This is a genomic window from Reyranella sp. (assembly GCF_004297405.1).
In the GTDB taxonomy this organism is placed as follows: Bacteria; Pseudomonadota; Alphaproteobacteria; order Reyranellales; family Reyranellaceae; genus Reyranella.
The window spans coordinates 637,060-649,921 of record NZ_SCVC01000006.1 but is presented as its reverse complement, the minus strand read 5'-3'; the positions used below and the strand labels follow the sequence as shown (position 1 = coordinate 649,921).

Below are 12,862 nucleotides of genomic sequence, written 5' to 3'. Positions count from 1 at the left end.
GTTTCCTCACAACGGGCGGAAGACGTTGCGACCGCCTGATTCACTGAGGGTGACTTTACGCCCAAGCTGCTCCTTCGTCAGCATGTCGGCAACGATGGCCGGCTCGTCCGGCGTCATGGCGACGAAGCGGTCTCCCGAAGCGTCAAGGCGCCCCAGAATGTAGCCGCGCTCCGGCGCTTCCTTGCCGTAGCTGACGCAGTAGGTCTCGATGGTGCCGGTGCCCGCCGGCTTGGTGTCGACCCTCCGCTTCGGGCCGGCGTCGAGCTCCGCCTGGAACTTCTTCGGATCCTGGCGCTGCCACGAACCCTTCGTCGGCTCGGTCGAATAGAGGCCCGCCGAATGCTTGGTCAGGTAGTTGCCGTTGGCCGTTACCATGCCAAAGGAACCGGGTTTGCGGCGCACGACGTTCATCATTTCGGCGATCGAGTGCGTGACGTAGTTGTTGCCGGGACCGCCGAAGAAGGGGAGGCCGCCGGTGACGCTGATCGGCCGCTTGTCGTCCTCGGGAATGCCGATCTCCTTCATCGCCACCTCGACGGCTGAGGGGAAGCAGCTATAGAGGTCGAACGCGTCGATATCGGCCACCTTCTTGCCGGCCATATCGAGGGCGATGCGGGCACAGCCGCGGATCGCGGGCGAGGCGTCGAGCTTGTCGCGTTCCGAGACCACCCAGGTATCGGTGCCGTCGGCGCAGCCATGCAGGAACACCCAGCGGTCCTGCGGGATGCCCCATTCGCGCACCTTTTCCACCGAGGTGACCAGCACGGCAGCTGCTTGATCGATGATGGCGTTGGCATTCATCAGACGTGGATAGGGGAAGCAAATCCAGCGATTGTCGTCGGAGATCGTCGACAGGGCTTCGGCGCTATAGCCCTCGCGACGTGTCGCCAGCGGATTGGCCTTGGCCACGGCAGCGAGCCGCTCGAACAGGCGGCCCATCGCTTTCATGTGGCTGTCGACATCGCGCTTCAGTCCGCCGCGGATGGCATTCTCCAGCAGCGGATAGAAGTGGATGGCAGCCCGAAGCTCATGGCGCGCTTCTTCCTCGCTGAAACCGAAGCGTGAATCGCCGACACGGGTAGGATCGCCACCGCCTGGATCTTCGTTCCAGTCGATTTTCATGCCGGCACGGCGGGCATTCTGGGTGCTGCGCAGCAGCTCGGCGCCGCAGATCAGAGCCAGCTCTGTTTCCCCGCGCGAGACTTCCTCGGCAAAGCGGTTGACGAGGTACTGGGGCATATTGCCCCCGGAATGGCTGTAGAGAAGCTGTCGCGGGTTGGCCCCCAGCCGGTTGGCGACGCTCTTCGGCGGATTGCTCGATCGGCCGTAGGGCGAGGCGAAGCGCGGGCTGATGTCAGAAAAGAACTCCATTACGGCCAGGGCATCGACCTTGCGGCCGAGCGCGTCGGCACCGATCGACGCGCCGGTGTCGGTGAGAGCTGCCTTGGCCGCTTCGGCAGAGAAAGCGACACGGGAACGCTCGCTCGACGGCTTGCCGGCAGTGTCAGTGAGCTGGCCGGCGCCGACCAGGATGGGGGTACGCGGATCAATCATTTCAACAGGACCTCGATTTCGGATGAGCTAAGACCGGCTTCCGCCAGGACCCTCTTGGTGTCGGCGCCCAGGCTCGCGACCTTGGGGCCGCTCTGCAGGGGAGAACCGGAAAAGCGGAACGGCGGGGCCGGGGACTTATAGGACCCGGCGCTGTCCTCGATGGTGCAGAGCGATCCGCGATGCTCGACCTGCGGATCTTGAAGCGCCTCGGTGACCGTGAGGTAGGGCGAGCAGGGCACGCCATGCTTCTCCAGCGCTGCCACGACCTCCTTGACGGTCATCTTCTTCGACCACTGCTCCAGCTCGTCGATCAGCAGGCCCCAGTTCATGCGCCGGTCGGCATACTTCTCGAAGCGCGGATCGGTCAACCAATCGCGCCGTCCAGCAGCCGTCGCCATGTCTTGGAAGGTGCGCTCGCTTGCCGTCGCCAGCATGACGTAACCATCGCCGGCTTCGATCGGGCCGTACATCGGCCGCGACGGCATCTCGAAATCGAACTGCGCACGATTGACCTCGCCCAACAGCATGCCGACCAGGGTCTCGAACATGGAAACGTCGACCATCTGGCCCTTGCCGGTCGTGTGGCGCTGATGCAGCGCCGCCAGGATGGCACCCATCGCATAGGCGCCACTGGCATAGTCGGCAACGAAGATGCCGCAATTGTCCGGCCGCTCGCGACCCTGCTGGTAGAAGAGATGGGCCATGTCGTAACCCGTGGCGGCGTGGATCACCGGCGCATAGGCAGGCCGGCCGGCGCCGGGGCCGGTCTGGCCATAGCCTGAGATCGCGCAATAGATGAGCTTGGGATTGAGGGCTGCGAGCACGGGATAATCGAGTCCCAGCCGCTTCATGACGCCCGGCCGATAGTTCTCCACCAGGATGTCGACCTTGGCGACCAGCTTCTTGACTGCCGCAATGGACTCTGGCCGCTTGAGATCGAGCACGATCGACTTCTTGCCGGCGTTGAGCTGGCCGAACATCGTGCTGGCACCGTCGCGCTGAACGGGGCGGCTGCGCATCAAATCGCCCTCCGGCGATTCGACCTTGATGACGTCGGCGCCCATGTCGGCCAGCAACCGACTGCAATGCGGACCGGCAATCGTCGTCGAGAAGTCGAGGATACGCAGGCCTTCGAGCGGCCGTGAACTCTCTTTCATTTGTGTCACCTGGCTACAAGGATGAGAACGACGCCTCCCACCACGAGGATGCTGCCGAACCATTCACCGATGGACGGACGCTCCTTGAGGACGAGATGCGAGGCGATGAAGGTGAAGACGAGCTCGATCTGGCCGACGGCCCGCACGAGAGCTGCGTTCTCCAAAGTCATGGCGAGTGCCCAGCCGGCTGAGCCGAGCACGCTGAAGACGCCGACCCAGATCGAGGACTTCCAGTTGACGCCGATCTTGCGGAACTGGCCGGGATCGCGGCGGCTGAGATAGACGGCCATCAGGATGATCTGGATGGTGTTCATGCAGGCCAGCACCGTGATGCCGCGAGTCATGAAGTCGCCGCTGGGCAGGGACTTCGAGGCTTCGCGGATGGTGCCGGCAGCGATGGCAAAGAACAGGCCGGACAGGATGCCGTAGAGCGCCCCCTTGTGGGTGAGGTCAGCAAGCACGTTGCGGATGTTCGTGAAGGAGCCACGCACACTCAGGATCGCCACGCCAGCGAGGCAGATCAGGATGCCGATCCACGACCAGAAATGCAGCGGCTCGGACGCGATGAAGGTCGCGAACAGCGCCACGAACACGGTCTCGGTCTTCGAATAGACCGTCCCGACCGCATAGTTGCGCAAGGAGAAAGCGTGGATCATCAGCGAGGTCGCGATGATCTGGGCGAGGCCCGCGATCGTGACCAGGCCCAGGAAGGCGAAGGACAGCGGCGGCATTTCCCGGCCCGTGCCCCAGACCAGAAAAGCGAGCATGCCGAGGGCAAGCGGGGCTCCGTAGAGATAGCGAATGAAGTTCGCACCATCGACGCTCAGCACACCACGAATCTTCTGCTGCATCGTCGTCCGGATATTCTGAAACAAAGCTGCAGCGATCGTGATCGGTATCCAGAGCGGCACGGCGTTCCCCCTTATCGGGCGAGTGTATGGTGTCGTTCACGCCGCGTCTGCGGCATAGTTTTCCGCGATGCGGCAAGCAGTGGCCGCCGGAGTTGGGAGAGACGAGGGAATGTTCGACGCAATCCTGACCAGCGCGATCAGAGCGTTGCCAGTTTTCGCGGCCCACCTCGCCGTGACCCTGCTTATCCTGGTTGCAGGCGTGCTGATTTACCAAGCCCTGACACCCCAGAAGGAAAGCCGCCTGATCCGCGAGAACAACGCCGCGGCCGGCGTCGCTTTCGGCGCAGCCATCCTGTCGCTCGCCTTGCCGCTCGGCATGTGCCTGGCGCGCAGCGTGAGCATTCCCGACATCATCGTCTGGGGGATCGTCGCGTTGATCGTCCAGCTCGGAACTTTCTTCGTGGCGCGCCTGATTTTCCACGAATTGGTAGCGCGTATCGAACGGGGAGAAATGGCTTCGGCTGCAGCATTGGGCGCGACGCATCTCTCGGTGGCCATCATCAATGCCGCGGCCATCGCCGGCTGACCAGACGCGATGAACGATACGCTAAAGCGGCTGCTGCTCTGGATCGCAATCGTTGCCGCGCTCTATACGATTGCGAAGGTCGCGGAGGTCGAGGACCTCGACGGTCCGCGGCGACCGTTGCCGCCGTCTCCAGCGCAACCGCCGGCCTGGTCGAACCCGACACCGGCAACACCACCGGCCGGGCGGACGCCGGAGCAACCCATTTTCGATATTAGTGTTCGCGAGTCGGCAGTACAGGGCGACTCGATCGGCACCGCCTTCCAGGTCGCACCGCGGACCTGGGTAACGGCCCGTCATGTCGTCGAGACTTGCAACCGCTCCTACATCCGAGTGCAGGGTAAATGGCAGGAGGTTCAGAGCGTTAAGATGCACGACGCGGCGGACGTGGCCATGATCGTGTCACCGCTGCCTGATGGTGCCTCGCGGATCGATCTGACCGACCGTCTGCCGGTGATGGATCAGGACGGCTTCCACTATGGCTTCCCTCAGGGCATCCCGTCGTCGCTCTACACTCGCTTCGTCGGTATGGCGCGCATCCGGCCGGGTCGTCCCGGTACACCGATCGTGCGTGGCTGGGTCTGGGCCGAGCAAGCTCGGTCCCCGTCTTCGACGGGATCGCTGGGGGGCATCTCGGGTGGTCCTCAGGTCGATCGTACTGGCGCGGTCCAGGGCATCACCGTCTTGCACTCGGAGCGTGCCGGCCGCGTGACGACGACCCCGACCCAAAGGGCGAAGGAACTCCTGCCGACCCAAGTCCCCTACGTCACGGCCGGTGGGACGACCATCACCTCCAGAGACTATGCCCAGCATGGGGCTCAGGTCCGTGAGTCAGGGGCGGTGGCGCTGGTGTTCTGCTCACTCAAGGGCAAGACACGGCCGCGGAGCTGAGCTAGGCATTGGCCGCCGTCGTCGCTAAAGTCCCGCCCGTTCAAAGATCAGGCGGAGACAAGGTAAAATGGCCAAGAAGAAGCAACCCAGGCTCCATCCGAACCCCACCCTCGACAAGGCGAAGATGCCGAGCCGGCACACGACGGTCGGCCCCGAGCGGGCGCCGCACCGGTCGTACCTCTATGCCATGGGCCTTACCGAGAAGCAGATCGCCCAGCCGATCGTCGGCGTCGCGACCTGCTGGAACGAGGCGGCGCCTTGCAACATTGCCCTGAACCGCCAAGCCCAGGCCGTGAAGATCGGCGTGGATCGTGGCGGTGGAACGCCTCGCGAGTTCACCACCATTACCGTGACCGACGGCATCGCCATGGGCCACCAAGGCATGAAGTCTTCGCTGGCCAGCCGAGACCTGATCGCCGACTCCGTCGAACTCACCATGCGTGGCCATTGCTACGACGCGATGGTGACGCTGGCGGGTTGCGACAAGTCGCTGCCCGGAATGATGATGGCCATGCTGCGACTCAACGTGCCGTCGGTGTTCATGTATGGCGGCTCGATCCTGCCGGGTAAGTTCCGCGGCAAGGACGTTACGGTCGTCGATGTGTTCGAAGGCGTCGGCATGCATGCGGCCGGTAAGTTCTCCGATGCCGACCTGCACGAGTTGGAGTGCGCCGCCTGTCCATCGGCCGGCTCGTGCGGCGGCCAGTTCACCGCCAACACCATGGCCTGCGTTTCCGAAGCGATCGGCCTTGCGCTGCCGGGCTCGGCCGGCGCGCCGGCGCCCTACGAGACGCGCGATCAGTACGCCGAAGCTTCGGGTGAGGCGGCGATGAATCTGCTTCGTCTCGGCATCCGTCCACGCGACATCTGCAGCCGGGAAGCCTTCGAAAACGCCGCGGTCGTCGTCGCCGCGACTGGTGGCTCGACGAATGCCGGCCTGCATCTGCCGGCGATGGCGCATGAATGTGGCATCAAGTTCGACCTGCACGACGTTGCGCGCATCTTCAAGAAGACGCCGTACATCGCCGACCTGAAGCCTGGCGGAAAGTACGTCGCCTTCGATCTCTATGGGATCGGCGGTATCCCGGTCGTCATCAAGGAGCTGCTCGATGCCGGCCTGTTGCACGGCGATACGCTAACGGCGACCGGCAAGACGCTGGCCGAGAACCATAAGGGCATCAAGTTCCCGGAGAACCAGGACGTCGTCTATCGCGTGAAGGATTGCATCACGCCGACCGGCGGTGTCGTCGGTCTCAAGGGCAACCTAGCGCCCGACGGTGCGATCGTGAAGGTTGCCGGCATGCAGCGTCTGGTCTTCACCGGTCCGGCGCGTTGTTTCGACAGCGAAGAGGCAGCCTTCAACGCCGTCGTGAAGGGCAAGTTCAAGGAAGGCGACGTGATCGTCATCCGCTACGAAGGCCCCAAAGGTGGCCCGGGCATGCGCGAAATGCTGTCGACGACGGCTGCGCTCTACGGACTCGGTGCCGGCGAGAAGGTTGCCCTGATCACCGACGGGCGCTTCTCCGGCGCCACGCGCGGCTTCTGCGTCGGCCATGTCGGCCCCGAGGCTCAGATCGGTGGCCCGATCGGCTTGCTCAAGAACGGCGATATGATCACCATCGATGCCGTGAAGGGCAGGCTTTCGGTCGATCTCTCGGAGAAGGAACTGAAGAAACGCGCCAAGACGTGGAAGCCCAAAAAGAATGGCTACACGGCGGGCGCGCTCTGGAAGTACGCACAGCTCGTCGGCCCGGCGGTCGACGGTGCTGTGACCCATCCGGGCGCGAAGAAGGAAAGCCACACCTTCGTCGACATCTAGGGAGGCGAGGATGCAGCGGAAAGCAGTCGGTCGGCGAGCCATCGTCGGAGCGGCGCTTTCCGCTCCCTTCCTGGGAACACCGGGCCGGGCGCAACCGACCTGGCCCACCAAGCCCATCCGGATCGTCGTTCCGTTCAATCCCGGTGGCGCCATCGATGCGCTGGTCCGGGTCATCGCCGACGGACTCTCCGCGAAGCTCGGGCAGCAGGTGCTGGTCGACCCGAAGCCCGGCGCCAACACCATCGTCGGTTCGGAGATCGTCGCGAAGGCCGCGCCCGATGGCTACACCTTCCTGATCACGACCAACTCCACACACACCAACAATCCGTCGCTCTACGCCAGGCTGCCGTTCGATCCGGCCAAGGATCTGGTGCCGGTATCGCTGGTGTCGCTCGGCACTATCCTTGTCCTGGTGAAGGCCGATGCACCGTTCGACGATCTGCGCAGCATGGGCGCCTGGGTGAAGGCGCTCGGCCGACCGGCGACCTACGGAAGCTGGGGCATCGGGTCGAGCGGGCATCTCTATGGCCTGATGTTCGAGCGTGCTTTGGGCGGCGCCTATAGCCACGTTCCGTATCGTGGCGATGTCCCAGCGCTCCAGGACGTGGCCAACGGTGGCCTCGATATCACCTGGGCGAGCCCGACCAGCGCCAAGCCACAGATAGCGGCGGGCCGCGTGAAACCGCTCGCGGTCGCCGGCGCCAAGCGCTCGGCGTCGGTTCCTGAAGTCAGCACCTTCGCCGAACAGCTCGTCGCGGGTTTCGATCTCAGCCTGTTCGTCGCGGCTTACGCACCGGCCGGCACCCCCATCGATATCGTCGACCGGATGCAGCAGGCGATTAAAGCCGTGATCGACGAACCTGCTGTCGCCCAGAAGATGATCGAGCAGGGGCAGACGCCCATCGGATCGACACCAGCCGAACTCACTGCGGTGCTGAAGCGCGAGACGCCGATCTGGGCGGAGCTGATCCAGCAGTCCGGCGCCAAGGTCGAATAGGAGAGGAAGCCGCATGAGTACGACCGCCGACATCCGCTCCGCCTACACGCTGAAGTCGCCGAGCCACAATGCTAGGCTCACCGAAGTCGGCCGCGGTACGCCGATGGGCGAATTGCTGCGGCGCTACTGGCATCCAGTGGGCTTGAGCAGCGATGCGGTCGATACGCCACGGCCCGTAAAGATCCTGGGCGAGGAACTGATCCTCTTCCGCGATGGGCAAGGTCGCGCCGGGTTGGTCTATCCGCGCTGTTGCCATCGCGGCACGACGCTCTATTACGGCAAAGTGGAGGAGCGCGGCATCCGCTGCTGCTACCATGGTTGGCTGTTCGACGTCGAAGGCCATTGCCTCGAAATGCCATGCGAGCCTAATCCGACCGGCCCGCAGTGCCAGCGGGTACGGCAACCCTGGTATCCGGTGGAGGAACGCTACGGTCTGGTCTTCGCCTATCTCGGACCGCCGGAAAGGAAGCCGGTACTGCCGCGCTACGAATGCCTCGAAGTCATGGAGCCGGGTGAGTTCGTCGAAGCCGACGATTCGAGCATCGGCAGCGGCGGCATCGTGATCGCTCCGTGCAATTGGTTGCAGCATTTCGAGAACGTCGTCGATCCCTACCATGTGCCAATCCTGCATGGGACCTTCAGCGGCCCGCAGTTCGTGGAGCAGATGGCGGCATTCCCCAAGGTGAAGTTCGAGTATGGCGGCCAGGGTGTTAAATCGACCTCGATCCGGCCAGGGCCGGACGGCAAGCGCTTTCGCCGAGTCACAGAGGCAGTCGTGCCGACCTTGCGCGTGGTGCCGAACCCGAGAGTGGCGCAATACGGCATGGTCGAGTCGATCGGCTGGACCCTGCCGATCGACGATACGCACTACCGCATCTATGTGGCTGGCCGAGTGCGCGAGAAGGGCGAACTCGCCAAGTTCAAGTCACGCTATAACGGCAAGGCTTGGGCCGAGCTGACGGCCGCCGAGCACCAGAAGTTTCCCGGCGATGTCGAAGCCCAGGTCGGGCAGGGGCCTATCACTTTTCATTCCGAGGAACATCTGATGTCGTCCGACCAGGGCGTCTCGATGCTGCGCATCTTGCTGCAGAAGCAGATCGACATCGTGGCGAGCGGCGGCGATCCACTGGGCGTCACCTTCGACGAGGCCGAGGCCTATGTCAGGTTCGATGCAGGCCAGTATCTCGATGAGGCGTCAGCGTAGATCGGCGCCTATGGCAGCATCGACGGATGAGAAGCCATCGCGCGCCAAAAGGGCAGCAAGCTCGTCCTTGATGCGTCGGATGATCGGTGGTCCTTCGAAGACCATAGCCGAGTAGAGCTGCACCAGGGTCGCACCGGCACGGATCTTCGCGTAGGCGTCGGCGCCCGAGCCGACACCGCCGCAGCCAATCAGGGGAAACTGCTTCTCGACTCGCCGCGCCGTCTTGCGCAGGACTTCGGTCGACAAGGCCGTGAGAGGGGCGCCGGAGAGACCACCCGTCTCGTCGCGCCGAGGCGACTGCAGGAAAGCCGGGCGTGACAGAGTCGTGTTGCCGACGATCATGCCGTCGAGACGAAGTTCGCGGCAAACCGCGACGATATCGTCGAGATCGTCATCGGTAGCATCGGGCGCGATCTTGACCACGAGCGGCACCGGCTTGGCCGCGATCGCGTCCTGGACGCGCTTCAGGAGTCCGGCCAGCTCGGTGCGGCCCTGCAAGTTACGCAGCCCCGGCGTGTTGGGCGAGGAGACGTTGCACACGAGATAGTCGGCATAGGGGGCCAGCGCTACGCAGCCGGTGACATAGTCGGCGGCGCGGTCGGTGCTGTCCTTATTGGCCCCGACATTGACCCCGACAAAGCCACGGCGTGGACGGGTGGCTAGCCGCGACCGCGCGGCGTCGAGCCCTTGGCCGGGAAATCCCATACGATTGATCACGCCACGATCCTCGGCCAGCCGGAAGAGGCGGGGCCGCGGATTTCCCGCCTGCGGCCGCGGTGTCACGCTTCCGATCTCGACCAGGCCGAAGCCCAGGTTCAGCATCGCATCGGCGACTTCGGCGTTCTTGTCGAAGCCGGCGGCGAGACCGATCGGGTTCGGCAGGTGGCGGCCCCAGACGCTGACGCTGAGCGACGGTGGATCGTCGCGGCTATCGCCGGGTGTCAGCCCGCTCTTCAGTGCCCGCAAGGCGAGCCCATGTGCGGCTTCCGCGTCGATGCGCGAAAGGACGAGATCGATCAGGGAGTACCAGACGGCCATTTCCGTCTGGGTAGCAGAGATGTCCTGTGGAGCGCTTGAAAGAGCGCGGCTCGCCTAGCGTCGGTCCGTCCCACCATACGGCCTGAGTGCCGGAGAGTCAGAGAACACGACCATGAACAGCTCGCGAAACGCCTCGGCAATCCGAGGATCTGTCGGGCCGGTCGCGGGTGTCCGGACGGACGCTTGGGACATGGTCATGTCATTGCGGCAGTAGACGGCAAAGACACTAAAGATGCCCGTCTGAGCCGGCTTGAAGCGGGTCGTGCCTCGACAAATGCTGTCGCCGCCGAGATCGTTCGCCGGGTTCGCGACCAGATAAAGCCTGTAATCGGGCCGGGGCGGCTCTGGCGGCTTGTCGTAAGTGAAGGTGAGGGCAGGCCTCGGCTTTGCGGCCTGCATCACAGGCAAAAGATCTCGCGCAACTGTTGTCGGGTCGACGCCGGGAAACAGGTCGCCAGCCAGGATGACCTGGAAGTTCTTGTGATCGGTCGCGGCGAAGAACTCGCTGTAATCGTACTGCACCGCGTACCAGGTGTCGTTGATCGCCGCGGCGTAGACCGCACCCGGGATGGCCGCGATCGCGAGCAAGGCGGCAGCGATCTTCTTCCTAAGGCGCATGACGGTCTCCTTGACGCACAACGTTGGCAGATACTACGCCCGCCGCGCGATCCTGCTCAGTCACATTATTGCGCGCAGAGGTCAGACGTCCAAGTCTCTGGCAAACTTGGCGTTTTCCTGGATGAAGGCGTAGCGCTTCTCGGGCTTCCGGCCCATCAGATCTTCGACCAGGGTGCGTGTGCGCATCTCCTCGCGGCGATCGTCGGAGCTGGCGGCTGTCGGCACGTCCACCTTCAGGAGAACGCGCTTGGTCGGGTCCATGGTCGTCTCGCGCAGGTGGACCGACTGCATCTCGCCTAGACCCTTGAAGCGCGTGATGTCGGCCTTGCCGCCGAACTGCGTGCGGACCAGCTCGTCCTTCTGCGTGTCGTCCTGGGCATACTCGGTCTTGCCGCCCTTGCTGATGCGGAAGAGCGGAGGTTGCGCCAGGAAGAGATGGCCGTTCTCGATCAGCTTCGGCATCTCGCGATAGAAGAACGTCATCAGCAGCGAGGCGATGTGCGCGCCGTCGACGTCGGCGTCGGTCATGATGATGACCCGCTCGTAGCGCAGGCGGTCGTCGTTGTAGTGGGCGCCGGTGCCACAGCCCAGCGCCTGGATCAAATCCTGCACTTCCTGGTTCTCGCGCAGCTTGTCGGCGCTGGCGCTGGCCACGTTCAGGATCTTGCCGCGCAGCGGCAGGATCGCCTGAGTCTCGCGGTTGCGCGCGGCCTTGGCCGAACCGCCGGCCGAATCGCCTTCGACCAGGAAAATTTCGGTGCCGACCGAGGCCGAGCTGCTGCAGTCCGCGAGCTTGCCGGGAAGCCGGAGCTTGCGCGTCGCGGTCTTGCGCTGCTGTTCGCGATCCTGCTTGCGACGCAGCCGCTCCTCGGCCTTGGCGACCACATGCTCGAGCAGGACGTTGCCGGCTTCCTTGTCGCCGGTCAGCCAATGCTCGAAATTGTCGCCGACGATGGTCTCGACCAGCTTGGTCGCTTCGACGCTGACCAGCTTTTCCTTGGTCTGGCCCTGGAACTGCGGCTGCTCGATGAACACCGAAACCAGACCGGCGGCACCATCCAGCACGTCGTCGGCCGTGATGACAGAGCCCTTGCGATTGCCGGTCAACTCTGCGTAACGCTTGAGGCCACGCACCAGGGCGCTGCGGAAGCCCGATTCATGCGTGCCGCCTTCGGCCGTCGGCACCGTGTTGCAGTAGGAGCGGACGAAGCCTTCTTCGTCGCTCGGCCACCACACGGCCCATTCGACCTTGCCGCCAGCCGTGCCGTTGTTCTCGCTCTTGGCTTCGCCAGCGAAGGGCTGCGGCACCACGGTAGCGCGCGCGCCAATCTCGGAGGTCACATAGTCTTTAAGGCCACCGGGAAAGTGGAAGGTTTCTTCCTCGGGAATCTCGCCGCTCTTGGGCAGCAGGGACTTGTCGCATTTCCAGCGGATCTCGACCCCACGGAACAGGTACGCCTTGGAGCGCACCATGCGGTAGAGCCGCTCCGGCACGAACGCTTGCTTGCCGAAGATCTCGGGATCGGGATGGAAGGTGACCGTCGTGCCGCGCCGGTTGGGGGCGGGGCCCGCCGACTTGAGCTTGGTCGTCGGCAGACCGCGCGAGAAAGTCTGCACCCACGCCTGCCGGTCGCGTGCGACCTCGACGATCAGCTCGTCGGACAGCGCGTTGACGACCGAGACGCCGACGCCATGCAGACCGCCCGAGGTGGCATAGACCTTGTTGTTGAACTTGCCGCCGGAGTGCAGCGTGGTGAGGATCACCTCGAGCGCCGACTTGTTCTTGAACTTCGGGTGCGGGTCGGTCGGAATGCCGCGGCCATTGTCGCGAACCAGGATGCGGTTGCCGGCAAGGACCTCCAGCCAGATCGTGTCGGCATGGCCCGCGACAGCTTCGTCCATCGAGTTGTCGAGCACCTCCGCGACGAGGTGGTGCATGGCCCGTTCATCGGTGCCGCCGATATACATGCCGGGGCGCTTGCGGACAGGTTCGAGCCCCTCCAGCACCTCGATATCGCGGGCGGTGTAGGAATTGTCCTTGGCCGCGGCGGCACGCTTGCCGCCCCCCGACCGATCGAACAGATCGCCGTTCTTTGCCATGCCTGCTTCTTTGTTTCGCGGCCGCGCGAGGGGATCGCTTGATGGCCGGT

General features: G+C 64.2%; 11 protein-coding genes. 5 read left to right on the top strand and 6 right to left on the bottom strand.

Annotation, left to right across the window (positions count from 1 at the left end; translation table 11 throughout):
• Positions 1–6 precede the first annotated feature (6 nt).
• The 3 genes from EPO50_RS05445 to EPO50_RS05435 are packed head-to-tail and all read right to left on the bottom strand — an operon-like array spanning position 7 to position 3,622.
• Positions 7–1,554, bottom strand: a complete 1,548-nt coding sequence (locus EPO50_RS05445; protein ID WP_296341753.1) for an acetyl-CoA acetyltransferase — start codon at positions 1,552–1,554, stop codon at positions 7–9.
• Positions 1,551–2,711, bottom strand: a complete 1,161-nt coding sequence (locus EPO50_RS05440; RefSeq protein ID WP_296341750.1) for a CaiB/BaiF CoA-transferase family protein — start codon at positions 2,709–2,711, stop codon at positions 1,551–1,553. Before EPO50_RS05440 ends, EPO50_RS05445 begins: the two co-directional genes overlap by 4 nt.
• Before the next feature lie 5 nt (positions 2,712–2,716).
• Positions 2,717–3,622, bottom strand: coding sequence for a DMT family transporter (locus EPO50_RS05435; protein ID WP_296341748.1), 906 nt, complete (start codon positions 3,620–3,622; stop codon positions 2,717–2,719).
• A 109-nt stretch (positions 3,623–3,731) separates the two neighbouring features.
• Here EPO50_RS05435 and EPO50_RS05430 point away from each other — a divergent pair, with 109 nt between their 5' ends.
• From EPO50_RS05430 to EPO50_RS05410, 5 genes are all read left to right on the top strand, one after another.
• Positions 3,732–4,148, top strand: a complete 417-nt coding sequence (locus tag EPO50_RS05430) for a DUF350 domain-containing protein (protein ID WP_296341746.1) — start codon at positions 3,732–3,734, stop codon at positions 4,146–4,148.
• 9 nt (positions 4,149–4,157) lie between these two features.
• Positions 4,158–5,036: a serine protease gene (locus EPO50_RS05425; RefSeq protein WP_296341744.1), complete on the top strand. Its 879-nt coding sequence runs from the start codon at positions 4,158–4,160 to the stop codon at positions 5,034–5,036.
• Positions 5,037–5,103: 67 nt separating this feature from the next.
• Complete coding sequence (ilvD, locus tag EPO50_RS05420) at positions 5,104–6,855, top strand: dihydroxy-acid dehydratase (RefSeq protein WP_296341742.1); 1,752 nt, start codon at positions 5,104–5,106, stop codon at positions 6,853–6,855.
• 10 nt (positions 6,856–6,865) lie between these two features.
• On the top strand, positions 6,866–7,852 hold the full coding sequence (locus tag EPO50_RS05415) for a tripartite tricarboxylate transporter substrate binding protein (RefSeq protein ID WP_296341741.1): 987 nt from the start codon (positions 6,866–6,868) through the stop codon (positions 7,850–7,852).
• A gap of 13 nt (positions 7,853–7,865) precedes the next feature.
• Positions 7,866–9,056, top strand: coding sequence for an aromatic ring-hydroxylating dioxygenase subunit alpha (locus EPO50_RS05410; RefSeq protein ID WP_296341739.1), 1,191 nt, complete (start codon positions 7,866–7,868; stop codon positions 9,054–9,056).
• Here the strand turns inward: EPO50_RS05410 and EPO50_RS05405 are convergent.
• From EPO50_RS05405 to parE, 3 genes are all read right to left on the bottom strand, one after another.
• Positions 9,048–10,094, bottom strand: coding sequence for a quinone-dependent dihydroorotate dehydrogenase (locus EPO50_RS05405; protein ID WP_296341738.1), 1,047 nt, complete (start codon positions 10,092–10,094; stop codon positions 9,048–9,050). The genes EPO50_RS05410 and EPO50_RS05405 overlap by 9 nt on opposite strands.
• Positions 10,095–10,148: 54 nt before the next feature.
• The gene (locus tag EPO50_RS05400; protein ID WP_296341736.1) at positions 10,149–10,712 is read right to left on the bottom strand and encodes a hypothetical protein; all 564 of its coding nucleotides are present in this window, start codon (positions 10,710–10,712) and stop codon (positions 10,149–10,151) included.
• An 81-nt stretch (positions 10,713–10,793) separates the two neighbouring features.
• On the bottom strand, positions 10,794–12,812 hold the full coding sequence (gene parE, locus EPO50_RS05395; protein WP_296341734.1) for a DNA topoisomerase IV subunit B: 2,019 nt from the start codon (positions 12,810–12,812) through the stop codon (positions 10,794–10,796).
• Between the last annotated feature and the right edge of the window lie 50 nt (positions 12,813–12,862).